Origin of the sequence: Amycolatopsis thermoflava N1165 (assembly GCF_000473265.1) — a bacterium.
Taxonomy (GTDB): Bacteria; Actinomycetota; Actinomycetes; order Mycobacteriales; family Pseudonocardiaceae; genus Amycolatopsis_E; species Amycolatopsis_E thermoflava.
In genome coordinates, this window is the sequence record NZ_KI421511.1 from 5,242,836 (window position 1) to 5,269,639 (window position 26,804).

The following is a 26,804-nucleotide window of genomic DNA, read 5'->3' on the forward strand; positions in this document are numbered from 1 at the left end:
TTTCCCGGGCGTTTCCGACATCGCTAACGGTGAGGAAACACCGCGCCGGTCACGCTGGACCGGTGCGGGTTCTGGTGGTGGAGGACGAGCCGATGCTCGCCGAGGCGATCGCGGAGTGGCTGCGCGAGGACGCGCACGCGGTAGACGTCGCGCACGACGGCGGCGGCGCGCTGGACCGGCTGGCGGTCAACGACTACGACGTCGTGGTCCTGGACCGGGACCTGCCCGGGGTGCACGGCGACGACGTGTGCCGCGAGCTGGTGTCCTCGTCGTCACCGACGCGGGTGCTGATGCTGACCGCGGCCGCGGAGGTCACCGACCGGGTCGCCGGGCTGACCATCGGCGCCGACGACTACCTGGCGAAACCGTTCGCGTTCCCGGAACTGGCCGCGCGGATCCTGTCGCTGGGCCGCCGCGCCCGCCCGGCCGCGCCGCCGGTGCTCAGCCGAGCGGGCATCACACTGGACCCGGCGCGCCACGAGGTCTTCCGCGACGGCCGTTACGTGCCGCTGTCCAAAAAGGAGTTCGCCGTGCTGGCCGAGCTGCTGCGCGCCGACGGCGCGACCGTGTCCGCGGAGTTCCTCCTGGAGAAGGCCTGGGACGAGAACGCGGACCCGTTCACCGGCGCGGTCCGGCTCACGATCCTCAAGCTGCGCCGCAAACTCGGCGACCCGCCGGTGGTCGAGACCGTGACCGGCGTCGGGTACCGGATCCCGTGAGGCGGCCCCGGCGGATCACCCTGCGCGCCCGGCTCACCCTGATCTACGGCGGGCTGTTCCTGGCCGGCGGTGTGGTGCTGCTCGGGGTCACCTACGCGTTGTTCAACTCCCAGGTGGGTCGCGGCACGATCCGGCTGCTCACCCGCGTCGGCCCGGACCCCAGGACGGACACGGTGATCACGACGAACGAGCTGAACGACGTGATCACCAACTCCGAAGCCGAGCGCGTCGCGCGGGAGCAGGCCGCCCTGTTGCGTGAGGCCGCCGCGCACTCCCTGCTGGTGCAGGGCACGATCGCGCTGGTCGTGGTCGGCGCGCTGGCGATCGGCTTCGGCTGGCTGGTCGCGGGCCGGGTGCTGGCGCCGCTGCACGGCGTCACCGGTTCGGCCCGCCGGATCGCGGCGTCCGCCGATCCGCGCCAGCACCGGCAGATCACGCTGCGCGGCCCGGACGACGAGGTCAAGGACCTGGCCGAGGCGTTCAACACGATGGTCGAGCGACTGGACCGCTCGTTCGACGGCCAGCGGCGGTTCGTCGCCAACGCCTCGCACGAGCTGCGCACCCCGCTGACGCTGAACCGGTCGCTGGTCGAGGTCGCGATGCACCGCCGGTCGGCGTCGCCGGACGTCAAGGAACTGGGCGAGAAGCTGCTGCAGATCAACTCGCGGCACGAGCGGCTCATCAGCGGTCTGCTGGTGCTGGCGAAGTCGGAGAACGTCGTGGAGCGGTTCCCGCTCGACCTCGCCAACGTCGTCACGCACGTCGTCGCGCAGACCGCCGACCAGGCGCGGGCCGCGGACGTGACGGTGACCGACTCGCCCGCGGAGGCCCCCACGCTGGGCGACGCGCTGCTGCTCGAACGGCTGGTGCACAACCTCGTCGAGAACGGCATCCGGCACAACGAGCCGGGCGGCTGGGTCCACGTCGGCACACGCACCCGCGGCGACGTGGTCGAGATCGAGGTGAGCAACACCGGGCCCGCGGTGGCCGATGCGGAAGTCCCAGCGCTGTTCGAACCGTTCCGCCGCCGCGCCGCGCCCCGGCTGGACTCGGCGAAGGGCGCCGGACTGGGGCTGTCGATCGTGCGCTCGGTCGCGAGCGCGCACGACGGCGAAGTGGCGGCCCGGCCACGTGACGGCGGCGGGCTCGTCGTCACCGTGCGACTGCCTGCCCGCGTGTCCGTTCAGGACCGGACGAGCTTCGGGATGTCGCGCAGGCCGGCGTCCGGCAGGTAGGCGCGGGCGATCGCGACGCCGATGCGCGGCAGGTCGGCTTCGTCGCGGTAGATCAGGTACATCGGCGCGTACCGGGGGCGGAACTTCGCCTTGAACGCATGCAGCGAGCGGAAGCCGTAGTACGGCTCCAGCGCCGCGCCGAGCTTGTCCAGCAGCGCGTCGAGGATCCGTGTGTCGCCATCGGTTCCGGCGCGGGCGAGCGGCGCGCCGGACAGCGACAGGTAGCGGGCGCCCTCGTCGCGGAAGGCCTGGCAGGCGGAGGCGATGAGGAACTCCACGACGTGCTTGAACCCGTCCGAGCGGCGGCGCATCACGTCCAGCGTCCAGCCCTCGATCTCGCCGTTCCCGGCGTAGACCGGGATCCACGAGGTGACGCCGTGCACGCGCCCGTCCGCGTCGACCGCGAGCCCGGCCCGCACGTGCCGGTCCAGCGCCTCGTCCACCCCGCCGAGCGTGAAGCCCATCTCCGGCAGACCCTTGTCGCCCACCCACTCCTCGGAGATCGCCCGCACCTGCTGCAGCACCGCGCGCGGCTCGTCGGCCAGGTGGACCAGACGGAACGTGATGCCCTCCTTGACGGCGCGGTTGAGCGCGCTGCGGGCCGGCTGCCACTGCTTGCCCTTGAACTCCAGGCCGGGCAGGTCGATCAGGGTGTCCTCGGCGACCTGCAGGTACCGCCAGCCCAGCCGCTCGGCGCCGCGCACCGACGGCTCGGTCGCGGAGAACAGGCACGGCACGAGCCCGGCGCGGTCGCAGTTCTCGGCGAACTCGGCGACCGCGCCGTCCCCGTCGGAGCGCGGGCAGATCGGGTCGCCGAGCGCGACGGCCACCCCGGCGTGCTTGCGGTAGGCCACGTAACCGGTGTCGTGCGCGATCGGGAAGTAGCGGTTCTCCGGCCAGGTGGTCATCCAGGACAGGGTGCCGCCGCCGTTGCGCTGGACGAGTTCGATGGCGTGCCGCCGGTCGCCGTCCGCCGTGCGGGGCCGCCACGGGACGCGGAAGGCGTGCCGCCCGGCGACGAGCAGCACCAGGTAGCCGAGCCAGAAGACGCTGTCGGTGACCACCAGCGGGACGTCGTCGACCGCTTCGACGGAGTCGAGGACCGTGGCGACCAGCAGCGCGACCCCGGTCAGCGCGGTGAGCAGGATGTCGAGCGCGGCGATGACGACGACGGCCCACCACGCGACCCGGCGGCCCCGGCTGAGCCCGCGCATCACGAGGAGGGCCAGCAGGATCACGACGACGACCTCGACGGCGGACGAATCGTCGGTGCCGGTGGGTCCGAGTGGACCGGTCGTGGGGAAAAACCACGTGACGATCCGGACGGCGGCCACGACCAGCAGCCCGGACGCGGCGAGCAGCCGCCATTCCCGACGGCTGGGCTGTCCGGTATTCCGGACGCGGTTCGGCCCGGCGATCCGCGGCGACAGCGGCAGGGTGATCGCCACGGCGAGGAAGTGCTCGACGTCGGCCAGGGTGCCGCCGTAGAGCAGGGCGATCCCGGCGTAGCCGACCAGCAGGATCCGCAGGCGCAGACGCCAGGGTGCGCGGAGGGTCGCGGTGGCGGCGGTGATCGCGGCGAAGGCGCCTGCGGACGGTCCGACGTCGAGGACCGTCGCAACGGCCGCCGCCCACGACGAGACGTCCCGGAGAGCGAGGAGGACCCCGGCGGCGCCGAGAACCGCGACGAGGTGTCCGGTCACGAAGGTGCCGATGGTGCGTTTCGTGCCGAGCCGGAGTTCGGCGAGACCGGTGAACAACGCGAAGCTGAGGAAGACCGGCAGGTAGTAGAGCGGGGTGAGCGCGAAGAACGGCCCGGTGACGGGCGTCCACCAGCGGCCGGCTTCGAAGGCGGGCAGGCCGAACGCGACGTCGGGGAACCAGGCGCGGTCCTCGACCGGGGACCAGAGACTGCCGGTGGCGACGCCGGTGACCACGAGCGCCGCGAGGAAGGCGAGTGTGAAGGGGATGCGGCGGAGGTGTGTCATGTCCGGCCCTCCGTGGGGGCTCCGGCCAGCAGGTCCTTGACGCCGTCCCAGCGGTTGCGGCGGAAGCGGGTTTCGGCCCGGGCGAGGCGTGCCGCGTCGTAGCGGGCGCGGGCCCACGGCGAGCCCGGCCGGGCGAGCCGCACGGCGGCGACGACCGCGACGAACGGCACCACGATCCCGATCAGCCCGGAGGCGATCTTGCCCTTGAAGATGGCGATGCCGGCGAGCACGAGGTGGGCGAGAACGGTGACGGCGAACGCCATGCGCCCTTCGTCGGCCGTGTCCTCGAAGGGCCGCGCCCCGAGGACGAGGAAGGCGCCGATGACAGCCGCGACGAGCACCGCGTCGACGGATTTGCGTCCCTCGCGGGCCCAGTAGACGTCGTCCAGGTGCAGCCAGAGGGCGAACTCGTCGAGCGTGAGGGCCGCGCCGGCGCCGAAGACCACGGCGAGCACCTCCACCCACGGCGACCCCGGCCGGTACACGAACTCGCCCGCGCCGCTGAGGAGGATGAGGAAGATGCCGTAGACGTGGTGGTGGACGTGCACGTCCCCGACGTTGGTGTCGCGGAACGGCCCCCGCCCCGCGCGGATCATCCGCACGACGACCCGGGTGACCACGAAGGTCACCACGAACGCGGCGACCACCCACAGCGCCAGGCCGGTGGAGGAGCCGGCGAACAACTCGACGGTCACGGCCGCCACCCCTTCCCCATGGCGCTCCGATGTCCCAGCCTGCGGCCGCGCGGAGGAGCCAACTAGGGCCGAAAGACCTACCGGGCTGACGACCGGGGACGCCAGTTCCCAACGCACGAAGTGGTCTGCCAGGGACCGAACCGGCGCGTGGCGGCTGGTGGCGCTCGCCGCCGGAACTAGCGGGGCAGCGCGTGGACGGGCATCGCCGTCGCAACCACCCAGTCCCGCAACCCGCTCCTCCCCCGCACCCTTCAAGCCGGTCCATCCGTTCCCGCGCAGCCGGACCCGACTCCGCCGGGTCCGTCCCACTTCACAGCTCCAGCTCCGCCAGCACGTCCCGCTCCCCACCCCCAGTCCGCCAACCGCGCCACCACCGCGCACGCGCAGGCCCATCTCGCTCGGCAAACCGCGCCCGCTCCGCGGGTGCCGCCTCGCACCCTCAACGCACCCCACGCGCCAGCACCGCCACCACGCCGGTCACCACCACCGCGGACACCAGCCCCCACCGCAATCCGCTCCAGGTGGCGATCGCTCCGATCACCACCGGCTCCACCAGGAATCCCGCGTAGCCGCACGCCGCCACCGCCGCGACCGCCCGTCCCGGCGCCGCCGGCTCCGCCCGGCCCGCCGCGCTCCACGCCACCGGCACGATCCCCGCGACCCCCGCCCCGACCACCGCGAACCCGAGCACCCCCAGCACCGGCGCCGGCGCCGGCGCCACGAGCACGACCGCGAACCCGCCCACGGCCACCACCGAAGCCAGCCGCAGGAACACCACCGCCCCGATCCGCCCTACGACGCGGTCAGTGCCCAGCCGCACGACGATCATCGTCACCGAGAACGCGAAGTACCCCAGCGAAGCGACCGCGGGCCCGGCCGCCGTCACCTCGCTCAGGTACACCGCGCCCCAGCTGTTCACCGCCCCCTCGGCGACGAACCCGCAGAACGCGATCGCCCCGAGCGGCACCAGCGCCCGCCCCGGCCACGCGAAAGCCGGCCCGCCCTGGCCGCGGTCCCGCCCGCGGAGGAACCCGCCCCGCACCGCCGCCGGCGCGACCACCAGCAGAACCCCGCCCGCCACCGGGAAATGCACCGCCACCGGCACGTGCCAGGCCTCGGCCAGCGCGTCCGCGCCGGAACCGGCCAGCCCGCCGATGTTCCAGAACGCGTGGAACCCGGCGAAGATCGGCCGCCCGTACCCGTCCTCCACGCGCGCCGCGTGGGCGTTCATCGCCACGTCGAGCGTGCTGTTGCCGACGCCGAGCACCACCAGCGCCGCGACGAAGGCCGCCGCCCGGGTGCGACCGCGACGAGCGGCAGCCCGCCGCACAACACGACCGCCCCCACGACCGCCGCTGCCCGGCTGCCGATCCGGGTGATCACCGCGCCGGCCAACAGCAACGCGACCACCGATCCGGCCGCCAGCCCGAACAATCCCGCGGCGAGCTGTCCCGTCGTGAGCCCCAGCCGGTCCTGCACCGCGGGCACCCGCGCGAGCCACGTCCCGAACGCCGCCCCGCACGCCGCGAACACCACGGACACCGCGCGCCGGGCACGCACCAGCTCTCCCGTCATGATCACGACGCTACCGCCCCGGAGATTCATTTTTGCCCCGGTCACCGAGAAGCGGAATTGTTTTCCTCGTTTACCGGGAATGGCGCCGGGTAGTCGCGCGGCACCAAGTGTGGAGGAGGAGGAATGACCCAGCAGACCAGCAGTTCGACCCCGCAGGCCGTGCGCGAGCAAGCCGCGGATTCGGGCAGCCAGGTGACCGGAACCGCCGCGGAACAAGCAAGAGAGGTGGCATCCGAGGCCCAACGGCAGGCGCGGAACCTGAAGGACCAGGGCGTCGATCAATTGCGCGAACAGGCCCGCACCAGCCAGCAGAAAGCGGCCGGAAATCTGAATTCGATCGCCGATCAACTGGACCGGATGTCGGAGCAGTCGGATTCCGGAATGGCGCAGGACCTCGTCCGCGAGGTTTCCCAGCGGGCGAAGAAAGTGGCGTCGTGGCTCGATTCGCGGGAGCCCGGCGACCTCGTCGACGAGCTGCGTGACTTCGCGCGGCGCAAGCCCGGTCTGTTCCTCGCCGGCGCGGCCGCCGCGGGACTCCTCGCGGGCCGGCTGACCAGAGGCGTCGCCGCGAGCATGAGCGAGCAGAGCACCGGTGGCGCGCCGCAACCACGCACCTCGACGGAAACGACAGGCACGCCGACGGAGACTGCCGCCCACCCGCCGACCACCGCGTACCCGCCGGAAAGCGCTTACCCATCCGGAGCCACAGTGTCCGGCGGCCAGCACCGGGCGGAGCCGTCATGACGTATTCGCAACCGCCTGGGCAGCGGCCGGACGTCGCCGACGCGTCGGTGGGCCAGCTGATGAGCAACATCTCGCAGGACCTGTCGACGTTGATGCGGCAGGAACTGGAGCTGGCGAAGGCCGAGGTGAAAGCCGAAGCCAAGCAGGCGGGCAAGGGCGCGGGCATGCTCGGCGGCGCCGGGTTCGGCGGCTACATGGTGGCGTTGTTCCTGTCGATCGCGCTGTGGTGGGCGCTGGCCAACGTGATGGACCAGGGCTGGGCTGCGCTCATCGTCGCCGGCGTGTGGGCCGTGATCGCGGCCGTGCTGTACGTCATGGGCCGCAGCCGGATGCGCCGCGTCGATCCGGTGCCCGAGCGGACCGTCGACAGCCTCAAGCAGATGCCCGACCAGATGAGGAGGACAACGTGACCACGGACCCCGACCGCCTTCGCCAGGAGATCGAGGGCACGCAACGAAATCTCGGCAGCGACGTGGACGCGCTCGCCGAAAAGGTGAATCCCGGCCGCATCGTGCACCGCCGGGTGCACCGCGCGCGGGGTCTCGCGCAGAACCTGAAGGAGCGGGTCATGGGAAGCGCTTCCAGCGGCGTGCAGTCGGCCACGGACCGGATGCACCAGGCGGCGGACAGCGCGTCGTCGACGGCTTCGTCCGCGGCTTCGACCGTCGCCGAGCAGGTCCAGGAAGCGCCGCAGACCCTGCGGCGTCAGACCGAAGGCAACCCGCTGGCCGCGGGGCTGATCGCGTTCGGGGCCGGGTGGCTGGTGTCGTCCCTGATCCCGGCGAGCAGGCCGGAGCGAGAGCTGGCCGGTCAGGTCAAGGAATCGGCGCAGGGCATGGCGGGCCAGGTCGGCTCGGTGGCGCAGGACATGAAGGAGAACCTGCGCGAGCCGGCGCAGGAAGCGGTCCAGTCGGTGCGGTCGACCGCGACCGACGCCGCGTCGACCGTCGCGGACGAGACCAAGTCCGCGGCGCAGGACGTCAAGCAGACGGCGCAGAACCGGTAGTACGGCGCGGTGCCTGGTGGACGAGGGCCACCAGGCACCGTGCTGTGCAGGGCTGTCCGTGTCGTTCTGGGTCTACCGCCGCTCCAGCTCCGCGAGGAACCTGTCCACCGTGCCCCGCCGCTGCGCCTCGTCCGTCAGCGGTTCGCCGACGATCCGCTCCGCCAGCTCCACCGCGAGCCGCCGCAGCTCGGGCCGCATCTCGGCGATGACACGACCGCGCTGCTCGGTGAGGTCCGCCTCGCCCTGGGCGATCAGCCTCCTGGCCTCGTCCTGCGCCTCCGCCCGGAGTTCCGCGCGCAGCCGCTCACCCTCCGCGCGGGCCTCCTCCCGGATCCGCGCCGCCTCGGCACGCGCGTCGGCGAGCTGGGCCCGGTAGCGGTCGAGCGCCTCCGCAGCCGCCTGCTGCGCCTGCTCGGCCTTCTCGATCCCGCCGTCGATCTTGTCCGCCCGCTCCGCGAACAACGCCTCGAACCGCGGCACCGCGAACTTCGCGAGGAGGAACAGCAGCACGAGGAACGCGACCAGGCCGAGCGCCAGTTCGACGATGTCCGGCGCGACCGGCAGATCCGCGTCGAGTACGCCCATCTCCACCCCCAGTGTCGACGACGGGCCTCCACGCTAACCGAAGAGCGGGCCCGGCGGAACTCCCGCCGGGCCCGGTTCCCCGTCCTACTTGTTGGTGCCCGGGGCGAGCACGCTGTCGATGACGAACACGGTCGCGTTCTCGGTCGGGATGTTGCCGCACAGCACCTTGGCGCCGTTGACGGTCATGTTCTCGCCGGAACCCTCGATCTTCACCGGTCCGCCTGCGGTGTTCAGCGTCTGCACGCTGCCCGCTGCTTCCAGCCCGGCGGCGTCGTAGCGCTGCGGGACGACGTGGTACTGCAGGATCGGCGCCAGCTGGCTCGGGTTCTGGGCCAGCTCGGTGAACTTGGCCTCGCCCACCGCTTCGAAGGCGGAGTCGGCCGGCGCGAAAACGGTGATGCCTTCCTGGCTGTTCAGCGTGTCGACCAGGTTGGTGGCCTTGACTGCGGCGACCAGCTTGGTGAGCAACGGGTTCGTGCTCGCGGCGGTGGCGACGGGCTGCGGGCCCATCGAGTCCAGGCTGCCCGGCGCGCTGCCCTGTGGCAGCTGGCCGCACGCGGGGCCGAACACGTCGGCGCTGGTGGTCACGCCGTTGCCGCCGGACATCGGGGCGGGCATGGCGCTCGACGGCGCCATGGACGTGCCTGCCGCGCTGGAAGCGCTTTCGCCGTCCGTGCCGCAGGCCGCGAGCGAGAACATTGCCGCGGCGGCGAGACCGGCCCCGGCGATGCGTACAGTCTTCACGAGAATCACTCCATTCGGGATTTCCTGCTGGTGCACGGGATTCGTGGCCGGTTCCGGGCCGGATTGGACTCAGTTGGCGGTGAAGGAAATTCCGTGCCAGCCGGTCGCACCATCGGGCACGGTGCCTGCGCGGTCCTGGCTCTGGGTGTAGCCGGAGCGGTCGGTGGCGCGGCAGGTGACGTGGTGGAAGCCCGGGGAGACCGGCAGGTCCGCGTACCACATGCGCCACGTGTCGGGGTTGACCTCAGTGGACAGTCGCGCGTCCAGCCAGGGGCCGGTGTCCAAGCGCACCTCGACCCGGTCGACGCCGGTGTGCTGGGCCCACGCGGTCCCGGCGATGCGCACCGTCCCGGCAGGCACGGTCGCGAAGCCCGTGGGGAAGTCGATGCGGGACTGCGTCTTGATCGGCGCCCGTTCGGCCCAGCCGCGCCGCAGCCAGTACGCCTGGCGGGCTCGCCAGGTGGTGACCTCGAGGTCGACGACCCATTTGGTGGCGGACACGTAGCCGTAGAGGCCGGGGACGACGAGGCGGGCCGGGAAGCCGTGTTCCAGCGGCAGGGGCTCGCCGTTCATCCCGAGGGCGAGCATGGCGCCACGGCCGCGGTCGGCTGCGGCGGCGACGGGCGTGCCGGAGGTCCAGCCGTCGACGCTGGTGGCGAAGAGCTGCTCGGCGCCCGGCTGGACGCCGGCCTCGTCGAGCAGGTCGGCGAGGTCGATGCCGATGAAGTTCGCGGTGGCGGTGTAGGGGCCGCCGACCTCGTTGGAGACGCAGGTCATGGTGATGGTGCGCTCGACGAGCGGGCGGTCGCGGATGTCGGCGTAGGTGTAGCGCTGTTCGGCGCGGACCAGGCCGTGGAGGCGCAACGACCAGTCCTCGGCGCGCAGTTGCGGGACGGTGAGCGCGGTGTCGACCCGGTAGAAGTCGCGGTTGGGGGTGCGGAAGGGCGGCGTGCCGAAGTGCGCGAAGTCCGCGTCGAGCGGGATGGCCGGCGCGGTCCGCGCGGGCACGAGAGGCCCGACCGCGGCCCGGGAGCTCGCCGCGTCCCGTGTCCGCCCCAGCAGTTGTCCCCCGACTCCCGCGAGGACCGCCCCGGCCGCGACGAGCAGGAACGACCGCCGCGACGCGTCGTGGCCCGCGCCGCAGTGCAGGAGCCGGAACACCCCGACGCCGACGAGGAGGCTGACGAGGGGCGCGGTGAGCGCGAGCGTGGTCAGGTCGGGTCGCGCGGCCACCGCGGCGACGCCGAGGAGTCCGAACACCACGATGACGAGGATCCCCGGCCACAACGACCGCCGCGAGGCGACGCCTGCCCCCGCGGCGACCACCAGGAGGACGACGGCCATCCCCACGAGCAGGACGAGCTTGTCGTACGTACCGAATGTACGTACCGCGAAGTCCTTGAGGGGCAACGGAGTCAGGTCGACGGCGGTGTTGCCGACCGCGAGGTACGGCGAGGCGTTGACGTTGACGACCCCGGCGACGAGATGCCCAGCCGCGAGGGCCGCGACCAGCGCGAGCACCCCGCAGACCCCCGCCCGGACGAGGGACAGCCGCTCGGGCCGGGTGGTCGTGGTCGTGGTCGCCATACCCCCGATTCGCAGCCACCGGGGGCGAGTATTGGTGGGTCTTGCGCACCCGACGCTGCGCCGCCAATCGGTGACAACTCCAAGAGCGACTGGCGCGCGTCACTCAGCTGAGCAGATGCCTCGCCGCAGCCGGACATAGAGAACACCCCCGCGTCCTGTTCTCGCAGGTCACGGGGGTGTTCGCCCTGATGTGGCGGGTAGAGGATTCGAACCTCTGAAGGCAGTGCCGTCTGATTTACAGTCAGATCCCTTTGGCCGCTCGGGCAACCCGCCATGACCGGGCGTCCCGGTCGGGGACTAGCTTACCAACCCTCCGGCGGGCCTCCGACGGGGGTGGGGGCGGCGCTATGGTGTGGTCAGCCGACAAGCGAAACGACGAGGTAGGACACGTGGCGGATCCGTCATTCGACGTGGTGAGCAAGGTCGACCGGCAGGAGGTCGACAACGCCCTGAACCAGGCGGCCAAGGAGCTTTCCACCCGCTTCGACTTCCGCGGCGTCAACGCCAAGGTCTCCTGGGCCGGCGAGGAAGCCGTGACGATCGAGGCCGACACCGAGGAGCGCGTGAAGGCCGCGGTCGAGGTGTTCAAGGAGAAGCTGATCAAGCGGGGCATCTCGCTGAAGGCGTTCGAGGCCGACGAGCCCGCGGTGTCCGGCAAGACCTACAAGGTGAACGGCAAGATCCTCCAGGGCATCGCCTCCGACAAGGCCAAGCAGATCGCCAAGGTGATCCGCGACGAGGGCCCCAAGGGCGTCCAGGCCCAGATCCAGGGCGACCAGCTCCGCGTCTCCGGCAAGAAGAAGGACCACCTGCAGGACGTCATCGCCATGCTGAAGGACAAGGACTTCGGCATCGCGCTGCAGTTCACCAACTACCGCTGACCCCTCAGGCCAGCAGCAGCGCGACGTCCCACGGGGCCGGGTTGCCCGCGTAGCTCGCCAGCGCCAGCGCCACCCCGGCGGCGCCCTGCAACAACCCGGGCTCGTCCGCCCACCCACCGGTGTGCAGGCGGTGCCGGAAACCGAACGGCGCCGACGGGTCGAACGCGGCCAGGACCCGGTCGGCGACCCGGTCGGCCGAGACCCCCATCCGCGTGCTGACCTGCAGCAACCCGGCATCCCCGTGGCACACGGTCGGGCCCTCCGCTGGGCCCGGCCTGCGCATCGCGGCCACCGCCAGCCCCGCCGCACCCGCGTCGCCCAGCTCGGTGGCCGCCAGGTGCAGCGCGTGCGCCACCCCGGCCGTGCCGTAACACCACGCCGACCGCAACGCCGGCACCGCCGAGCCCCGCACCTGCGCGTCGAACCCCACGCGCGACGGCCAGCCCACCCCGGACTCGTCCGTCCACGACCACCGCAACAACCAGTCGACGACCACCCGCATCGCGTCGGTCATCCCGCCCACCCGCAGACCGTGCCGGTGGGCCAGTGACAACAGCGCGAGTGGACCACTGATGCCGTGCGCCAGACCGGCGTCGAAGTCGCCCCGGGGGTAGCGCTCGCGGTCCGCGTCCACCGCGTACCGCTCCGGCGCGCACCACCACCCGGGCACCTCGTGCCCGTCCACCAGCACCGGTCGCGTCAACGCGACCAGGCGCTCCAGCACGCCCTCCAGCGCGGTCAGGCACCGGTCACCGCCCAGCGCGAGCAACAACCGCCCCTTGCCGGCGAGCCCGCTGATCACGTCGTAGTCCGCGGCGGCCGGCCGGTCGCGCTCCGGCCAGGACTCGCACACCTCCGCGAGCGCCGCGCCGGCCTTGCGCATCAGCCCGTCGTACCCGCCGCCGTGCACGGCCCGGTGCACCAGGACCGCGGGCACGACCGCCTCCGGCGCGACCTCGCCCGACGCGGCCAGATGGGCATGAGCGACCGCGGCGCGCGCGGGGTCCCATGCGGACAGTGCCGCGTGCAGAACCGCGAGCCCCGGGTGGCCGTCGAACAGGCCAGGGCCGCGATCACCCACCGAGCGCAGGCGATCGCCCACCTCCAGCGCGATTTCCTGGGCCCGCGCCCGTCGCGTGACGACAGCTGTGCTCACCGCTCCTCCTCGGCAGTCATGCGCTGGGGGCAGTTGATCCCCCGCAGCCGCACCCGCCGGGCCACCTCAGCCCGGGATCGCGCCCGCCGGGTCGCAACAGCAGTGCTCACCGCTCCTCCTCGGCGGGTCGTCCGCTCGTCGCGGTGCTCATCGGCCGTGCCTCCCGCGGTCCATCCGCAGCGCCAACGCCCCGTGCACCAGCGCGTACACCTCCTGCTCCCGCGCCCGGTCGATCCCGAACACGCGGTTGCAGTGCATGTGCGCCAGGCTCAGCGCCACCCGGCCGTGCCGCTCCGGCGACAGGTGCTCCAGGTAGTCGCCAAGAGCCCGGCTCCGGCGCCTCCACGGTTGGTCCAGTGACGGACGACCGGTGGCGTCGATCGCCGCCGCGAGGGACTCCCGCCGGTCGCGGGGCACGCTTCGCCGCAGGTCGAGCGGCACCGATGCCGCCAGCCAGTCCAGGATTTCCGGCGGCTGTCCGAAATGCCGGACCAGGTCGAGCACGCTCAACGCCACCGCCGGCTCGTCCGGCTCCCGCTCCAGCATCCCGAGCGCGACCAGCGAGTCGGCGTGGAAGACCCGCTCCGCCGCGGCGATCGCATCCAGGCCGCCGTACCGCTCGACCTCGGGGTCGTAGCTGTCCAGCACCAGCCGGGAAGCCAACCCCTGCGCACACAGCCCGGCCGCCCACTCGTGCAGGCGCGGCAACAGCGTCGTCCACAGCGTGTCCGGCTTGCCCGCGAACCGGATCCGGAGGTGCGGATCGGGATCGGCGTACCGGACGAAGTGCCAGTCCGCCACACCGGCCACGAGATCGGCCAGGTGCGACTGCAGGATCTGACGCTGCGCGGCGTTCCCCGCGTAGAGCTTGGCGTACAACCAGTCGCCACCTGGGAGGTCCAGCATTTCGGACCGGGTTCGCGTGGCCGGCGCCGGCCGGGCGGCGGGACGCTCTCCGAACAACTGGAACACGACCTCGCACGCGTGGCCGTCCAGCCAGCCGTCGCCCTGCGACAGCACCTCCTGCACGACCAGCCGCGGCGTCTTTCGCAGCTCGGCGCGGAACACCGCGAGGTGCCCGTCGTCCGTCAGGTCGATCGGGATCCGGTTGTCCGAACTGGTCAGCTGCACCCGCCTCGGCACGTCCCAGCGCTGTCGCCACCTCCGGACCACGTCCGACCAGTCGGACGAGGGGTCCAGCATCTCCCGGCTGGGCAGCCACCGGGCCGGCGCGAGCACGGTCCGGCCGTACCGGACGCGCGGCAGCGCCGGAGCTGTCGACAAGTCGCCCCACCGCCACGGCAGGCACGACGGGTTCTCCTGCTCCCCCAGCTCGAGCAGGAACCGCGCCACCGGCGGGATGTGCCCGCTGCGCTGGTTCAGCATCGACCCGGAGACCGGGACCACCCGCCGCCCGGACGCCAGGTCGACGACGTACAGCTCGTCCTGCGTCGCGCCCACAGCCAGCTCGTCCAGCCGCAGGTCGGGAACGTCCGCGGCGGCCGGGCCGCAGCTCACCGGGATGCGCACCGGAAGCCGCTGCGGCACCGACGCGACGTTCGCCGACCGGATGGTCCGCGGACGGCAGGCCACCTGCGCGGCACCGGCCGGCGCGCCGTCGCGGACCAGCTCGGTCAGCTCGTCGTCGAGTTCGGGCATCAGGTGCGCGAACCGCGCGATCGTCGACCCGGCGTGCGGCGAGCCCAGGTTCTCACCGACGACCAGCCGGAACTCGCCCGCACACAAGGCGTCCCAGCTGGGCGCGAGCACCTCCGCGCACAACTCCATCGACACCGGCCGTCGCGGAGGCGGGTCCTCGGCGAGCGAATCGACCAGCTCGTCGTCGAGTTCGATCTCGTCGCGCCCCTCGCGCACCGCGGCGAGCAGGTGCTCGATCAGACCACGAGGCCCGGGACGCGAGGGGCCCTGCGAAAACTCCGGCAGCCCGAGGCCGCGGGTGTCGTCGAGCAGTTCCAGCACCGGCACCAGACGGTCGCTGCCGTACCGCTCCAGGAAGCGCTCTCGGTAGGAGTCCGACCAGGACGGTCCCGCCGTGGATCCCAGTCGCCACAACACGTCCGCCGCCCGGGCGGCTTCCGCGCCGAGCTCGGCCGGCAACGTGGCCGACACGTCCAGGCGCAGGTCGGTCTGGACGACGTCGTCCGTGTCGTGCAGCGCCCGCATCCGGGCCACCACCGCGCGCCGACGGGCCCGCCGGTCCGGCACCGCCGCGTCCGCGGCCCGCAACTCGCGCCGGACCGCGCTCAACTCCGCGTGCACCGGGTGCCCGGCAGGCACCCGGCCGAGCACGTGGGCGAGCGGGTCGACGCAGTCCGGCGGCGGATCCAGGTCCGTGAGCAGCACCCCGACCTCGACGAGCTGCCGCAGCACGCCTTCGAAACCAGTGCGCCGGAAGCGACCGCACAACTGCGCCGCCAGCTCGGGCCACGGAACCGGCGTACGCGTCATCTCCCGCACCGCGCGCACCAGCGGCGTGAACCGGATCGAGGCTTCCCGGCGATGCGCGTCTTCATACCGCTCGGGCAGCACGAGCCGGTCACCGCGGATGACGCTGACGTTGTTGGCGACCAGGACCGTGTGCGGCAGCACGACCGGATCGGTCCGCAATCGCCGCAGCACCCCGTCCAGCCACTCGGCGTCCGTCCGGCTGGTCGGACGGTGCTGCCGCCCGATCCGCAGCTCCGGCTGGTCGCCGAGGCGCACGGGCGCGACGCCGGCGAAGAGCCCGAACGGCGTCGGCCTCCCGGTCAGGCGGAGGTGGTACTTGGCGAGGGCGAGCGCGCTGCGCCGGCGGACCTTGTCCTTGACCGGCTCGCCGCGGACCACGCGGAGGACGTCGCGGGCCAGGCTGGGACTGGCCGCTTCGACCGCCTCCATCAGGGTTTCGTCCGCCGCGAGCACCTCCAGCGGCGGGATCGGCCCCGTCGTCCGCGGTCGCACCGCCGCCCGCAGCAGGGCCGGGCCGGCACACGTGAACATCGCTTCGCCTCCCGGCTGGACGGGTGGCGGGCCCCCGCGGACCCGCCACCCGCGGATCAGGTCAGCAGGACGGCCACAGGGTGGCGCAGATGTCGCTGAAGCCCGACTTGTTCGTCAGCAGGTCCCCGTCCTGCGCCGGAGCCGAGATGCGGAGGTCCAGGTCGAAGTCCTCGGGAGCAAGGTTTTCCACGAGATTTGCCTCTCCTTCGTCGTGAACTGTGGCTTGTGCCACTGCCTTCCGAACGTAGGGGATCGTTCAACGATCCAGCAAGAGGTTGATTCTAACGTGCTATTGCGCTACAAAGTTGCCTTTTGTCCACCTTTACAGCCCAGCCGGTGATCACCCTGTGGTCTAATTCCGCTGCTGAGAGTGAAGGGGAGGCAACGGATGCGCCGAATGGCCGCACTGATGCTCACACTGCTGGCCGCGACGGGCGTGCTGACGGTTCCGGCGTATGCGGCGCAGCGCACCGAACTGGGCGTCGGCGCGTACCCCCGGGTCATCCGCCTGGAACACGCGCCGTTCCGGCGCGGCCGGATCGTCGCGTCCGTGAACAGCTGGGACGGCGGCGGCGCGTTCGCGCGGATCTACGAGAGCACCGACGAAGGCGCGTCGTTCCACCAGATCGGCGAGGTCCGCGATCCGGCGGGAGCGCAGGGCGAATGCTGCGGCAGCATCTACGAACTGCCGCAACGAGTCGGCCGGCTGCGGGCGGGCACGCTGCTGTGGGCGGCCTCCTACGGGCAGAACGGCGGCGCCGGCCGTCGCATGTCGATCCGGATCTGGTCCAGTTCGGACGGTGGACGGAACTGGAGCTTCCTGTCCGAAGCCGCCCGCTCGCACAACCACGACGGCGTGTTCGAGCCGGAGTTCACAGTGGACTCTGGCGGGACACTGTGGATGCATTACGCCGACGAAACCGAGGCGCCGCGCCACAGCCAGGTGCTCAACCGCGTCGCGTCCACCGACGGCGTCACCTGGGGCACCAAGCAGAGCACGGTCGCGATCTCGCCCGACCGCGTCCGCCCCGGCATGCCGGTCGTGCGGAAACTGCCCGACGGCCGCTACTACTTCGGCTACGAGATCTGCAACTACGGCCAGCGCTACTGCGACCCGTACTTCAGGATCTCACCCGACGGCGCCAACTACGGCGACCCCGCCGACCCGGGCACCCGCGTCGTGACAGCGAACGGTAACTACTTCCAGCACGCCCACAACGTCACGGTCTTCCCCGGCGGACCGAACGGAGTTCGACTCCTGATGGTCGGCCAGATCTACACCGACCGCGCCGGAAATCCGCTGCCGTCCAACGGCCAGGTGTTGCTCGCCAACGACGACTTCGGCGCGGGCAACTGGTACGAGCTGCCCGCGCCGGTGCACGTTCCCCGCGCCTACAACAACTTCTGCCCGAACTACAGCTCGTCGCTGCTGCCCGTGGACGACGGGCGCAACGTCCTCGAACTGGCCGCCGACTACGACGGCGACGTCTGCAAGATCTACTTCGGCAAGGGCTCCGCGTCCCGATAGGCCTTGTCCAGCGCGGCCGCGAAGGTCTCGGTGGACTGGGCGCCGGACACCCCGTAACGGCGGTCGAAGACGAAGAACGGCACGCCGTTGGCGCCGAGCGCGCGGGCCTGGTCGATGTCCGCGCGGACCTCGTCGGCGTACGCGCCGTCGGCCAGCACCCGGCGGACCTCGTCGGCGTCCAACCCGGACTCCGCCGCCAGCTCGACCAGCGAATCCGCGTCGAAGACCGAACGCCGCTCGGTGAAGTAGGCGCGGAAGAACCGCTCGGCGACCGCGTCCTGCAGGCCGCGCTCACGAGCGAGGTGCAGCACGCGGTGGGCGTCGAACGTGTTGCCGATGACGCCACCGTCCAGGTGGTACTCCAGCCCCTCCGCCGCGGCGAGCTGCGTCAGGCGCTCCTCGTTCGCGGCGAACTCCGCCTCGCTGATCCCGTACTTCGCGGCAATCAGCGCCGCCTTCGGCTGCGGCTCCCGCGGTGCGCGCGGGTCCAGCTCGAAGGACCGGAAGGTCACCTCGACCTGGTCACGGTGCTCGAACCCGGCCAGCGCGCGCTCGAAGCGCCGCTTGCCGAGGTAGCACCACGGGCACACGACATCGGACCAGATCTCCACCTGCACGATCCCGGCGAACGCCGGGCGGCCCGGCGTTATTCCGCGAGGAGGCCGATCAGCCAGGTGGCGAGCACCTGCTCGGCGTCCGACCTGGCCTGGGCCGGGTTGTCCGCGTGGGTGATCATCAGCGCCGCCTCGTTGACGGCGCTGAGCACGAGCTGGGCCAGCACGTCGACCGGCAGCGGCTTGATCAGGCCCTGCTCGACCGCCTCCCGCAGCACGCCGATGACCAGGCCGAGGCCGTGTTCTGCCTCGATCTCGCGCCACGTGGTCCAGCCCAGCACGGCGGGGGCGTCGATCAGCGAGATCTGCCGGATGTCGGCGCGCTCGCAGGCGTCGAGGAAGGCCTTGAGCGCGAAGAGCAACCCGGTCGCGAGGTCCGGCGCGTCCTTCGTGGCGGCTTCGACCTCGGCGGTGACCTCCAGCTCGAGCTGCTCGAACACGGCGCGGAACAGGCCCTGCTTGTCGCCGTAGTGGTGGTAGAGCGCGCCCCGCGTCACCCCGGCGGCCCGCACGATCTCGTCCGCGGGCACGGCCTGGTAGCCGCGCTCGGCGAACAGCTCGCGGGCGGCCGCCACCAACGCGGCCCGGGTGCTCTGGGATCGCTCTTCCTGCGTACGGCGCACGCCCCTAATCTGCCATGACGCCCGCGAACGCCAGGATGTGCCGCACCAGCTCGGCCGGCTGGTCCTCCGGCACGAAGGCGTACGAGTCGGCGACCTCGACCAGGCGCGCGTTCGGCAGGGTCGCGGCGAGGCGCTTGCCGAGGCGCAGCGGGAAGGTCCGGTCCTCGTCCGCCCACACGAGCAGCACCGGCTTGTCGAACGCACGCAGCTTCTCCGCGGCTTCCAGCGTGTACTTCGGGCGCACGCCGCGGAGGAACTTGCGCAGGTCGCGGCGGATGGCGGCGTCCCGGTGCGCCGGCCGGACGTAGGACTCCACGAACTCCGCCGGGATCGGGTACTTGGTGACCCACCCGAACACGAACGGCATCCGGTGCAGCGCCTTGACCTGCAGCAGCGCCGCGACCGGGCGCATCGAGCCGGGGATGTGGGCGAGCGGGACGAGCGGTTGGAACAGGGGCGGGAAGAAGTGGTCGAAGCAGTCCGACGGCGTCAGCACGACGCTGCCGACCCGCTCCGGACGGCGGGACAGCATGATCTGGGTGAGGGCTCCGCCGGTGTCGTTCGCGACCAGCAGGACGTCACGCAGGTCGAGGGCGTCGAGGAAGTCCGCGATCAGGTCGGCGACCCCGGTCGGGCTGAGGTCGGCGTCCGGCCGGAGCGGGACCTCGTGCGCGCCGAGCGGCAGGTCGATGCTGAGGCACCGGAAGCCGGCTGCCGCCAGATCCGGGACGACGTGCCGCCAGAGATCGGCGTTGACCAGGGCGCCGTGGACGAACACGACCGGCCGCCCCTCGCCGCGTTCGAAGTAGCGGACGTCACCGTGGCGGAGGGTCACGCGCTTTTCTTGCCCGAGTGCTGGTGAGCGAGTCATGCCTTCGAAGATACATACAGACTGTATGTATGTGAAGGATGTGGACACGCTAGGGTGGTTCCGGATCGATCCGGAAGGAGCTGGGGACATGAAGGGCATCGTGCTGGCGGGCGGCAGCGGGACGCGTCTGCACCCGATCACCCAGGCGGTGTCGAAGCAGCTGTTGCCGGTGTACGACAAGCCGATGATCTACTACCCGATCTCGGTGCTGATGCTCGCCGGGATCCGGGAGATCCTGATCATTTCGACGCCGGCCGACCTGCCCAACTTCCAGCGCCTGCTCGGCTCCGGCGACCAGTTCGGGCTGCGGCTCAGCTACGCGGAACAGCCGAGCCCGAACGGCCTCGCCGAGGCGTTCGTCATCGGCGCGGACTTCATCGGCGACGACGACGTGGCGCTGATCCTCGGCGACAACATCTTCTACGGGCAGGGTTTCTCCGGGCGGATGCAGCAGGAGGTCGCCGAGCTGGACGGGTGCGTCCTGTTCGGCTACCCGGTGAAGGACCCGCAGCGCTACGGCGTCGGTGAGCTCGACGCGGACGGCAGGCTCGTGTCGATCGAGGAGAAGCCCGAGCGGCCGAAGTCCAACCAGGCGATCACCGGGCTGTACTTCTACGACAACCAGGTCGTCGAGATCGCGCGCGGCCTCACCCCGTCGAAGCGGGGCGAGCTGGAGATCACCGACGTGAACCTGACGTACCTGCGGCAGGGGCGCGCGAAGCTGGTCGAGCTGGGCCGCGGGTTCGCGTGGCTGGACACCGGGACGCACGACTCGCTGCTGGAGGCCGGGCAGTTCGTGCAGGTGCTCGAACACCGGACCGGCGTGCGGATCGCGTGCCTGGAGGAGGTCGCGCTGCGGATGGGGTACATCGATCCGGAGGAGTGCCTCGCGCTCGGGCTGAAGCTGTCGAAGTCCGGGTACGGGGACTACGTCGTGGCGTGCGCCCGTGCCGCGGGGGCCGTGGGTTAGTGGCGGTCAGCAGGCTCGTGCGCGCCGAGCTGGCGCGGCACGACTGGGGCCGGCTGCGGTGCGGCTGCGGGCGGAGCGGGGCGCACCTGCCGGGCACGTTCGAAACGATCCTGGAGGCGGCCGAGCCACGCGAAGCCCTCGGCGCGCGGCTGGACAACCACCTGGAGATCAGCGGGAACCTGTTCGAGGTGGCGGTCCCGGCGGTCGAGGTCATCCTGGCCGCGCTGGCCGGTCCGCTGCCGGACTTCGCGCGGGTGGAGTTGCTGGACGTGCTGGCGGTGCTCGTGTCCGGTGACTCCTACGCCGGGCAGCCCGCCGATCTCGGGGAGCACTGCCGGCTCAAGGCGCGCAACGGCCTCTGGACCATCCTGCAGGTGGGCTACGAGCACGAGGCGGAGGCCGTGCGGGACATCCTGTGGGTCGTGGATCCGGACCAGCCGCGCGGCGGTTACCACGCGATGGGGTTGGCGAAGCGGATCAAGCGAAGCCGTCGCTAGCGCGGGCTGCGCCGGGCCGGTCACGGCCGCCGGTGCGGTGGCTCCGAGCGGCAGGACCGGGACGCTCGGAATGGGCCGCGGCCCGGCATGGAACGGTGCCCTCGATCCGAGGGTCTCGGGTGACGCGGAAACCGGGCGACCCCAGAGCGGGGACTCGGCCGCCTACAGCGACGGACGGGCGGCGCCGGTCAAGCGGGGCTCAGAACGGGCCGCGGCGGGCCATTTCCTCCAGGCGCCTGATGCGGTCCGCGATCGGTGGGTGGGTGGAGAACATCCGGGAGAACGTCTCGCCGGGGCGGAACGGGTTCGCGATCATCAGGTGCGACTGCGAGACCAGCTGCGGCTCCGGCACCAGCGGCGCCCGCCGGGTGCCGTACTCCAGCTTGCGCAGCGCGGAGGCCAGGCCGAGCGGGTCACCGGTCAGCGCGGCGCCCGACGCGTCCGCCTGGTACTCGCGCGAGCGGCTGACCCCCATCCGGATGATGGCGGCCGCGATCGGGCCGACCAGGATGATCAGCAGCGAGCCCAGCGGGTTGTTGCCCTCGCGGTCGTTGCCGCCGAACACGCCGGCGAACATCGCCAGGTTCGCCAGCACGCTGACCATGCTCGCGAGCGCCCCGGCGACGCACGAGATCAGGATGTCCCGGTTGTAGACGTGCGACAGCTCGTGCCCGAGCACCGCCCGCAGCTCGCGCTCGTCCAGCAGCTCCAGGATGCCCGTGGTGCAGCACACGGCGGCGTGCCGCGGGTTGCGGCCGGTCGCGAAGGCGTTCGGCGCGACGGTCGGGCTCACGTAGAGGCGCGGCATCGGCTGGCGCGCCGACGTGGCCAGCTCCCGCACGATCCGGTACATCACCGGCTGCTCGGGCTCCGACACCGGCCGTGCCCGCATCGCGCGCAGCGCCAGCGTGTCCGACTTGAAGTAGGCGTAGGCGTTCATCCCCAGCGCGAGCGCGAGCCCGACGAACAACGCGCCACGCCCGAACAGTGAACTGATCGCGATGATGATGGCACTCAGCAACCCGAGCAACAGCGCGGTCTTCAGCCCGTTCTGGTGCCTGTGCACGTGCCCTGCGCCTCCTTACCAACACTCGCTTTCCCAACGCACGAAACGGAAGTGAAGTTCCTTCATGATCTCCGCGCGCGCCGGTGAGCACTCCGGGTTACCGTTCGACCCGCGTACCCCAAACATCGCGGGGAGGTCGGTCATGGGCGCCGCCGGGGTCAGCCGCCGCACGGTGTTCGGCCTGGTCACGACCGCGGCGCTGCTCGGGCTGCCGTCCCCGGCCCGCGCGGCGCCGCCGCTGACGTCGATCCCGGTCGGGAGGCGGCCGCAGGCGGTCGCGGTGAACCCGGTCACCGGCGTCTGCCACGTCGCGAACACGGCGGACCGGACGGTTTCGGTGATCGTCCAGGGGCGCACCGTGGCGACCGTCCCGGCCGGGGGCGTCCCGGCCGACCTGGCCGTCGACGAGCGCACCGGCCTGGTCTACGTCGCCAACCGCACGCCGGGCACCACCGCGGTCCTCGACGGCGGGCGGGTCACCAACGTCGTCGCGTCCGGCCCCGGACCCGCGGCGCTCGCCCTCGACCCGGATACATACCGGCTGTATGTCGCGTCCGGCGAGACCGGCGCCGTGCGCGTGCTCGACCTCTTCGGAGGCGCGCTCGCGGCGACCATCGAAGCCCCCGGCCGGGGGTTCAGCAGCGCCGCCATCGACGGGCGGACCGGGTACTTCGCCAGCCTCCACACCGGCACCGTCGAGGTCCTCGACCTGGACACCGGGCGCTTCACCGCGAGCATCCCGGTCGGGGACGGGCCTGCCGGGCTCGCCGTCCACCACGACACCGGCACGGTGTACGTCGCGAATTCCGGCATCCACCACCTGTCGGTCGTCGACGGCACTCAGACCCGCACGATCCTGCTGCGCAGCGAGGCGTCCTCGGTCGCGGTGCACCAGGCCAGCCACACCGTCTACGCCAACGGCGGCCCGGACGGGCTCGTCCGCATCGACGGCACCCGCGGCGAGATCACCGGCGAACTCGCGCTCGGCATCAACCCGGGGCAGGTCGCCGTCGACCAGCGCACCGGCGCCGTGCACGTCACCGATCCCCTGCACGACCGCCTGCACGTGATCACCGGATTCTGATTTTCCCCGCGCGGCACCGGGTACCAGAAACCCATGAAACTCGGACTGCAGATCCCCGACTTCACCTGGCCGAACGGACCCGCCGCGCTGGGCCGCGAACTCGCCGAGGTCGCCCGCGCCGCCGACGACGCCGGATTCGACTACCTCGCCGTGATGGACCACTTCTTCCAGATCCGCGGCGTCGGCCCCACCGAGAACGACATGCTCGAGGCCTACACGACCCTCGGCTACCTCGCCGCGCACACCCGGCGCGCCAAGCTGCTCACCGTCATCACCGGCGTCCTCTACCGCCAGCCCGGCGTGCTGGCCAAGGCCGTCACCACCCTCGACGTCCTCTCCGGCGGCCGGGCGATGCTCGGCATCGGCGCCGGCTGGAACGAGGAGGAGTCCCGCGGCCTCGGGTTTCCGTTCCCGCCCACCGCGGAACGCTTCCAGATGCTCGAAGAAACCCTGCAGTACGTGCTGCGGATGTGGTCGGACGACGACGGCCCGTTCTCCAGCGCGCACATCGAGGCCGAGCGGTTGCTCAACGTTCCGCAGGCGCTGTCCACACCGCACCCGCCGATCATGGTCGGCGGCAGCGGCGAGAAGAAGACCCTGCGGTTCGTCGCGAAATACGCCGACGCCTGCAACATCTTCGACGGGCCGGAACTCGAACACAAACTCGACGTCCTGCGCGCGCATTGCGAATCCGAAGGACGCGATTACGACGAAATCACCAAAACCGTCTACCACCCGCTGAACATCGGCCCGGACGGCAAGAAGAGCGGGGAACTCAAGACCGAACTGAGCCGGCTGGCCGGCCTCGGGATCGACGGCGTGATCGGCTCCGTTCCGGGGATTCCGGATCTCCGCCTGATCGACGTCTTCGCCGAGGACGTCATCCCCTTCGCCGAAGCGCTGTGAACCGGCGCCGCGCCGGGCGGTTTCTTCCCCGCGGAAACCGCACCGGGTAAGCGGTTTTCCAGGCGCCGACCGCCGTAACGATCTCCGCCCGCCCGCCGACCTCTGGGGCAAGCCGGTGGCGGCGGGAGGATTTCCATGAGGATCAGTGTCTTCGGGCTCGGCTACGTCGGATGCGTGTCGGCCGCGTGCCTCGCCGGCGAGGGGCACGAGGTGATCGGGGTCGACATCAACCCCGTGAAGATCGACCTCGTCCGCCGGGGGAATGCGCCGGTGGTCGAGGAACGCATCGGCGAACTCACCGCCGCCGTCGTGGCCAGCGGCGCGTTGCGGGCCACGACGAACGTCGCGGAGGCGATCGCGGGCAGCGAGATCTCGCTGGTCTGCGTCGGCACCCCGTCCGCCCCCAACGGCAGCCTGTCGACCGCCTTCCTGGAGCGCGTCACCGAGGAGATCGGCGGCGCGCTCGCGGGCAAAACCGGTCGGCATACGGTCGTATTCCGCAGCACGATGCTGCCCGGCACCTGCCTCGACCTGCTGGTGCCGATCCTGGAGAAGGCCTCCGGGCTGACCGCGGGCGTGCACTTCGGCGTCGCGGTGAACCCCGAGTTCCTGCGGGAAGGCAGCAGCGTCAAGGACTTCTTCGACCCGCCGAAGACGGTGATCGGCGAGCTGGACACCGCCAGCGGCGACGCCGTCGCCAAGCTGTACGAGGGCCTGCCCGGCGACGTCTTCCGCGTGCCCATCCCGGTCGCGGAGATGACCAAGTACGCCGACAACGCCTTCCACGGTCTCAAGATCGGGTTCGCCAACGAGCTCGGCGCGATCTGCCGCGCCCTCGGCCTGGACTCGCACCGCGTGATGGACGTGTTCCTCGCCGACCGCAAGCTCAACGTCAGCCCCGCCTACCTGCGGCCCGGGTTCGCGTTCGGTGGCTCGTGCCTGCCCAAGGACCTGCGCGGCCTGGTCTACGCCGCGCACCGCGCCGACGTTTCGGTGCCGCTGCTGTCGCACGTGCTGCCCTCCAACGAGGAGCACCTGCGCCGCGCGTTCGACCTGGTCGCGCGCACCGGCAAACGGCGAATCGGCCTGTTCGGCCTGTCCTTCAAGCCGGGCACCGACGACCTGCGCGAGAGCCCGCTCGTCGAACTCGCCGAACGCCTGCTGGGCAAGGGCTACGACCTCAAGATCTACGACGCGAACGTCAGCCTGTCGCGGCTGATGGGCGCCAACCGCGAGTACATCGAGAGCCGCCTGCCGCACCTCGGCCAGCTGCTCGCCGGCAGCGTCGACGAGGTGCTCGACCACGCCGAGGTGTGCCTCATCGGCAGCACCGACCCGGTCGTGCTCGCGGCGCTGCCCAGGGCGGGCGACCGCACGCTGATCGACCTCGTCCGCCTGCCCGACGCCGCCGTGCGCCGCACCGAAGAAGGATACGTCGGCCTTGCCTGGTAAAGCCCTGATCCTCGTCGAGAACCTGTCCGTGCCCTTCGACCGGCGGGTCTGGCAGGAAAGCACCACCCTGCGCGACGCCGGGTGGGAGGTGCACGTCATCTGTCCACAGGGGACGAAGCGGGACACCGAGCCGGAAGCCGTGATCGACGGCGTGCGCATCCACCGCTACCCGCTCACGGCGGCGACCGGCGGGCCGGCCGGTTACCTGCAGGAGTACGGATCCGCGTTGTGGCACACGTTCCGGCTGGCCCGCAAGATCGGCCCGGTGGACGTCGTGCACGCGTGCAACCCGCCCGACCTGCTCTTCCTCGTCGCGCGGATGCTCAAGCGGCGGGGCGCGAAGTTCGTCTTCGACCAGCACGACCTGGTGCCGGAGCTGTACCTGTCGCGGTTCGACCGCGGGAAAGACCTGCTCTACCGCGGCGTGTGCGCGCTGGAGCGGGCCACCTACCGGGCCGCGGACGTGGTGATCGCTACGAACGAGAGCTACCGCGACGTGGCGCTCACCCGTGGCGGCAAGCGGCCCGAGGACGTGTTCGTGGTCCGCAGCGCCCCGGTCGTGGACCGGTTCCGGCAGGTGCCGCCGGAACCGGAACTCAAGCGCGGCAAGCCGAACATGCTGTGCTACCTGGGCGTGATGGGCCCGCAGGACGGGGTCGACTACGCCCTCCGCGCGCTCGCGAAGCTGCGGGACGACCTGGGCCGCACGGACTGGCACGCGGTGTTCGTCGGCAGCGGGGACGCGTTCGACGCGATGGTCGCGTTGTCGAAAGATCTCCACCTGGACGACCAGGTCGAGTTCACCGGCCGCATCCCGGACGCGGACCTGGTCCGCTGTCTGTCCACAGCGGACATCTGCCTCGCGCCGGACCCGCTGAACCCGCTCAACGACGTGTCGACCATGAACAAGATCATGGAGTACATGGCGATGAGCCGTCCGATCGTGTCGTTCGAGCTCCGTGAGGCACGGGTTTCCGCCGGTGGGGCGGCGGTTTACGCGCCCGCCAACGACGAGCTCGAGTTCGCCAAGCTGACCGCCAGGCTGATGGACGACCCGGCCGAGCGGAAGCGGATGGGCGAACTGGGCGCGGCACGCGTGGCGGGACCGTTGTCGTGGGCCAATTCGGCGAAGGCGTTGCTCGCGGCGTACGCCGCGACCGGGCGGTGAATCCCTGACCGGCACCCGCCGCGGCTCGTCGGAAAAACGCCTGGTCGCGTTTTGAACAAGCCGGTAACCAATCCGGGAATCGCCGCGACGTGGTTTGTGAAAGCCCATCC

27 protein-coding genes and 1 tRNA gene are annotated in these 26,804 nt (G+C 71.6%); 13 read left to right on the top strand and 15 right to left on the bottom strand.

The window, feature by feature from the left end; translation table 11 throughout:
- Positions 1-62 precede the first annotated feature (62 nt).
- Complete coding sequence (locus AMYTH_RS0125725) at positions 63-719, top strand: response regulator transcription factor (protein ID WP_020417498.1); 657 nt, start codon at positions 63-65, stop codon at positions 717-719.
- Complete coding sequence (locus AMYTH_RS45715) at positions 716-1,954, top strand: sensor histidine kinase (RefSeq protein ID WP_037322683.1); 1,239 nt, start codon at positions 716-718, stop codon at positions 1,952-1,954. The genes AMYTH_RS0125725 and AMYTH_RS45715 overlap by 4 nt, the downstream gene beginning before the upstream one ends.
- On the opposite strand, the gene AMYTH_RS0125735 is transcribed toward AMYTH_RS45715, so the two are convergent.
- The 4 genes from AMYTH_RS0125735 to AMYTH_RS50545 all read right to left on the bottom strand — a co-directional run bounded on the left by AMYTH_RS0125735 (position 1,903) and on the right by AMYTH_RS50545 (position 6,212).
- Positions 1,903-3,942, bottom strand: coding sequence for a bifunctional lysylphosphatidylglycerol flippase/synthetase MprF (locus tag AMYTH_RS0125735; RefSeq protein ID WP_027932683.1), 2,040 nt, complete (start codon positions 3,940-3,942; stop codon positions 1,903-1,905). The genes AMYTH_RS45715 and AMYTH_RS0125735 overlap by 52 nt on opposite strands.
- Complete coding sequence (locus AMYTH_RS0125740; protein WP_228684957.1) at positions 3,939-4,637, bottom strand: phosphoethanolamine transferase CptA; 699 nt, start codon at positions 4,635-4,637, stop codon at positions 3,939-3,941. Before AMYTH_RS0125740 ends, AMYTH_RS0125735 begins: the two co-directional genes overlap by 4 nt.
- Positions 4,638-5,076: 439 nt before the next feature.
- Positions 5,077-5,907, bottom strand: a complete 831-nt coding sequence (locus AMYTH_RS45720; RefSeq protein ID WP_228684959.1) for an MFS transporter — start codon at positions 5,905-5,907, stop codon at positions 5,077-5,079.
- Positions 5,865-6,212 carry an MFS transporter gene (locus tag AMYTH_RS50545; protein ID WP_228684961.1) on the bottom strand — a complete coding sequence of 116 codons (348 nt, stop codon included), beginning with the start codon at positions 6,210-6,212 and terminating at the stop codon, positions 5,865-5,867. The genes AMYTH_RS45720 and AMYTH_RS50545 overlap by 43 nt, the downstream gene beginning before the upstream one ends.
- Before the next feature lie 123 nt (positions 6,213-6,335).
- Between AMYTH_RS50545 and AMYTH_RS0125750 the strand changes: the two genes are divergently transcribed.
- Genes AMYTH_RS0125750 through AMYTH_RS0125760 form a run of 3 tightly spaced genes read left to right on the top strand, consistent with a single transcriptional unit; the run spans position 6,336 to position 7,962 of the window.
- The gene (locus AMYTH_RS0125750) at positions 6,336-6,956 is read left to right on the top strand and encodes a hypothetical protein (protein WP_027932685.1); all 621 of its coding nucleotides are present in this window, start codon (positions 6,336-6,338) and stop codon (positions 6,954-6,956) included.
- Entirely contained in the window at positions 6,953-7,366 is a 414-nt protein-coding gene (locus tag AMYTH_RS0125755) for a phage holin family protein (protein ID WP_027932686.1), read from the top strand. Before AMYTH_RS0125750 ends, AMYTH_RS0125755 begins: the two co-directional genes overlap by 4 nt.
- Complete coding sequence (locus tag AMYTH_RS0125760) at positions 7,363-7,962, top strand: DUF3618 domain-containing protein (protein WP_027932687.1); 600 nt, start codon at positions 7,363-7,365, stop codon at positions 7,960-7,962. The genes AMYTH_RS0125755 and AMYTH_RS0125760 overlap by 4 nt, the downstream gene beginning before the upstream one ends.
- Before the next feature lie 72 nt (positions 7,963-8,034).
- On the opposite strand, the gene AMYTH_RS0125765 is transcribed toward AMYTH_RS0125760, so the two are convergent.
- From AMYTH_RS0125765 to AMYTH_RS0125780, 4 genes are all read right to left on the bottom strand, one after another.
- On the bottom strand, positions 8,035-8,547 hold the full coding sequence (locus AMYTH_RS0125765; protein WP_027932688.1) for a F0F1 ATP synthase subunit B: 513 nt from the start codon (positions 8,545-8,547) through the stop codon (positions 8,035-8,037).
- Between the two features lie 84 nt (positions 8,548-8,631).
- Positions 8,632-9,246 (bottom strand): fasciclin domain-containing protein, encoded by a 615-nt coding sequence (locus tag AMYTH_RS0125770; RefSeq protein ID WP_051363102.1) that lies wholly within the window; start codon positions 9,244-9,246, stop codon positions 8,632-8,634.
- A 114-nt stretch (positions 9,247-9,360) separates the two neighbouring features.
- On the bottom strand, positions 9,361-10,878 hold the full coding sequence (locus AMYTH_RS0125775) for a molybdopterin-dependent oxidoreductase (protein WP_027932690.1): 1,518 nt from the start codon (positions 10,876-10,878) through the stop codon (positions 9,361-9,363).
- A 191-nt stretch (positions 10,879-11,069) separates the two neighbouring features.
- Positions 11,070-11,151 (bottom strand) — tRNA-Tyr (locus AMYTH_RS0125780).
- Positions 11,152-11,267: 116 nt separating this feature from the next.
- Here AMYTH_RS0125780 and AMYTH_RS0125785 point away from each other — a divergent pair.
- Positions 11,268-11,759, top strand: coding sequence for a YajQ family cyclic di-GMP-binding protein (locus tag AMYTH_RS0125785; RefSeq protein WP_017986513.1), 492 nt, complete (start codon positions 11,268-11,270; stop codon positions 11,757-11,759).
- Positions 11,760-11,763: 4 nt separating this feature from the next.
- Here the strand turns inward: AMYTH_RS0125785 and AMYTH_RS45725 are convergent, their stop codons facing one another.
- From AMYTH_RS45725 to AMYTH_RS50950, 3 genes are all read right to left on the bottom strand, one after another.
- Positions 11,764-12,915 carry a lanthionine synthetase C family protein gene (locus AMYTH_RS45725; RefSeq protein ID WP_051362817.1) on the bottom strand — a complete coding sequence of 384 codons (1,152 nt, stop codon included), beginning with the start codon at positions 12,913-12,915 and terminating at the stop codon, positions 11,764-11,766.
- 147 nt (positions 12,916-13,062) lie between these two features.
- Complete coding sequence (locus tag AMYTH_RS0125795) at positions 13,063-15,915, bottom strand: lantibiotic dehydratase (protein WP_027932691.1); 2,853 nt, start codon at positions 15,913-15,915, stop codon at positions 13,063-13,065.
- A gap of 61 nt (positions 15,916-15,976) precedes the next feature.
- Complete coding sequence (locus AMYTH_RS50950; RefSeq protein ID WP_267283902.1) at positions 15,977-16,105, bottom strand: hypothetical protein; 129 nt, start codon at positions 16,103-16,105, stop codon at positions 15,977-15,979.
- Between the two features lie 198 nt (positions 16,106-16,303).
- Between AMYTH_RS50950 and AMYTH_RS0125805 the strand changes: the two genes are divergently transcribed.
- The gene (locus AMYTH_RS0125805; protein WP_027932692.1) at positions 16,304-17,443 is read left to right on the top strand and encodes a sialidase family protein; all 1,140 of its coding nucleotides are present in this window, start codon (positions 16,304-16,306) and stop codon (positions 17,441-17,443) included.
- On the opposite strand, the gene AMYTH_RS0125810 is transcribed toward AMYTH_RS0125805, so the two are convergent.
- From AMYTH_RS0125810 to AMYTH_RS0125820, 3 genes are read right to left on the bottom strand one after another with little or no spacing between them, the layout of a single operon-like run.
- Positions 17,413-18,054: a DsbA family oxidoreductase gene (locus tag AMYTH_RS0125810; RefSeq protein ID WP_458645635.1), complete on the bottom strand. Its 642-nt coding sequence runs from the start codon at positions 18,052-18,054 to the stop codon at positions 17,413-17,415. The genes AMYTH_RS0125805 and AMYTH_RS0125810 overlap by 31 nt on opposite strands.
- A 35-nt stretch (positions 18,055-18,089) precedes the next feature.
- Positions 18,090-18,680 carry a TetR/AcrR family transcriptional regulator gene (locus tag AMYTH_RS0125815; RefSeq protein ID WP_027932694.1) on the bottom strand — a complete coding sequence of 197 codons (591 nt, stop codon included), beginning with the start codon at positions 18,678-18,680 and terminating at the stop codon, positions 18,090-18,092.
- 4 nt (positions 18,681-18,684) lie between these two features.
- Complete coding sequence (locus AMYTH_RS0125820) at positions 18,685-19,551, bottom strand: alpha/beta fold hydrolase (RefSeq protein WP_027932695.1); 867 nt, start codon at positions 19,549-19,551, stop codon at positions 18,685-18,687.
- Positions 19,552-19,639: 88 nt separating this feature from the next.
- Between AMYTH_RS0125820 and rfbA the strand changes: the two genes are divergently transcribed.
- Together rfbA and AMYTH_RS0125830 are read left to right on the top strand one after the other, a co-directional pair.
- Entirely contained in the window at positions 19,640-20,521 is an 882-nt protein-coding gene (rfbA, locus tag AMYTH_RS0125825; RefSeq protein ID WP_027932696.1) for a glucose-1-phosphate thymidylyltransferase RfbA, read from the top strand.
- A complete protein-coding gene (locus tag AMYTH_RS0125830; protein ID WP_027932697.1) occupies positions 20,521-21,018 on the top strand; it encodes a hypothetical protein in 498 nt (165 codons plus the stop codon). The genes rfbA and AMYTH_RS0125830 overlap by 1 nt, the downstream gene beginning before the upstream one ends.
- 199 nt (positions 21,019-21,217) lie before the next feature.
- Here AMYTH_RS0125830 and htpX read toward each other — a convergent pair whose 3' ends face one another.
- Positions 21,218-22,084: a zinc metalloprotease HtpX gene (gene htpX, locus AMYTH_RS0125835; RefSeq protein ID WP_027932698.1), complete on the bottom strand. Its 867-nt coding sequence runs from the start codon at positions 22,082-22,084 to the stop codon at positions 21,218-21,220.
- 142 nt (positions 22,085-22,226) lie between these two features.
- Between htpX and AMYTH_RS0125840 the strand changes: the two genes are divergently transcribed.
- The 4 genes from AMYTH_RS0125840 (at position 22,227) to AMYTH_RS0125855 (ending at position 26,694) form a co-directional block, all read left to right on the top strand.
- Positions 22,227-23,168: a YncE family protein gene (locus AMYTH_RS0125840; RefSeq protein ID WP_027932699.1), complete on the top strand. Its 942-nt coding sequence runs from the start codon at positions 22,227-22,229 to the stop codon at positions 23,166-23,168.
- A gap of 33 nt (positions 23,169-23,201) precedes the next feature.
- Positions 23,202-24,074: an LLM class F420-dependent oxidoreductase gene (locus AMYTH_RS0125845; protein ID WP_027932700.1), complete on the top strand. Its 873-nt coding sequence runs from the start codon at positions 23,202-23,204 to the stop codon at positions 24,072-24,074.
- Between the two features lie 135 nt (positions 24,075-24,209).
- Positions 24,210-25,526, top strand: a complete 1,317-nt coding sequence (locus tag AMYTH_RS0125850; RefSeq protein WP_027932701.1) for a nucleotide sugar dehydrogenase — start codon at positions 24,210-24,212, stop codon at positions 25,524-25,526.
- Positions 25,516-26,694: a glycosyltransferase family 4 protein gene (locus tag AMYTH_RS0125855; protein WP_027932702.1), complete on the top strand. Its 1,179-nt coding sequence runs from the start codon at positions 25,516-25,518 to the stop codon at positions 26,692-26,694. Before AMYTH_RS0125850 ends, AMYTH_RS0125855 begins: the two co-directional genes overlap by 11 nt.
- Positions 26,695-26,804: the final 110 nt, after the last annotated feature.

Coding starts and splice junctions, on each gene's coding strand:
- AMYTH_RS0125735 (WP_027932683.1), bottom strand. CDS start 3,942: ATGACACACCTCCGCCGCATCCCCTTCACACTCGCCTTCCTCGCGGCG.
- AMYTH_RS50545 (WP_228684961.1), bottom strand. CDS start 6,212: ATGACGGGAGAGCTGGTGCGTGCCCGGCGCGCGGTGTCCGTGGTGTTC.
- AMYTH_RS0125750 (WP_027932685.1), top strand. CDS start 6,336: ATGACCCAGCAGACCAGCAGTTCGACCCCGCAGGCCGTGCGCGAGCAA.
- AMYTH_RS0125755 (WP_027932686.1), top strand. CDS start 6,953: ATGACGTATTCGCAACCGCCTGGGCAGCGGCCGGACGTCGCCGACGCG.
- AMYTH_RS0125765 (WP_027932688.1), bottom strand. CDS start 8,547: ATGGGCGTACTCGACGCGGATCTGCCGGTCGCGCCGGACATCGTCGAA.
- AMYTH_RS0125770 (WP_051363102.1), bottom strand. CDS start 9,246: ATGTTCTCGCTCGCGGCCTGCGGCACGGACGGCGAAAGCGCTTCCAGC.
- AMYTH_RS0125775 (WP_027932690.1), bottom strand. CDS start 10,878: ATGGCGACCACGACCACGACCACCCGGCCCGAGCGGCTGTCCCTCGTC.
- AMYTH_RS0125795 (WP_027932691.1), bottom strand. CDS start 15,915: ATGTTCACGTGTGCCGGCCCGGCCCTGCTGCGGGCGGCGGTGCGACCG.
- AMYTH_RS0125805 (WP_027932692.1), top strand. CDS start 16,304: ATGCGCCGAATGGCCGCACTGATGCTCACACTGCTGGCCGCGACGGGC.
- AMYTH_RS0125820 (WP_027932695.1), bottom strand. CDS start 19,551: ATGACTCGCTCACCAGCACTCGGGCAAGAAAAGCGCGTGACCCTCCGC.
- rfbA (WP_027932696.1), top strand. CDS start 19,640: ATGAAGGGCATCGTGCTGGCGGGCGGCAGCGGGACGCGTCTGCACCCG.
- AMYTH_RS0125840 (WP_027932699.1), top strand. CDS start 22,227: ATGGGCGCCGCCGGGGTCAGCCGCCGCACGGTGTTCGGCCTGGTCACG.
- AMYTH_RS0125845 (WP_027932700.1), top strand. CDS start 23,202: ATGAAACTCGGACTGCAGATCCCCGACTTCACCTGGCCGAACGGACCC.
- AMYTH_RS0125850 (WP_027932701.1), top strand. CDS start 24,210: ATGAGGATCAGTGTCTTCGGGCTCGGCTACGTCGGATGCGTGTCGGCC.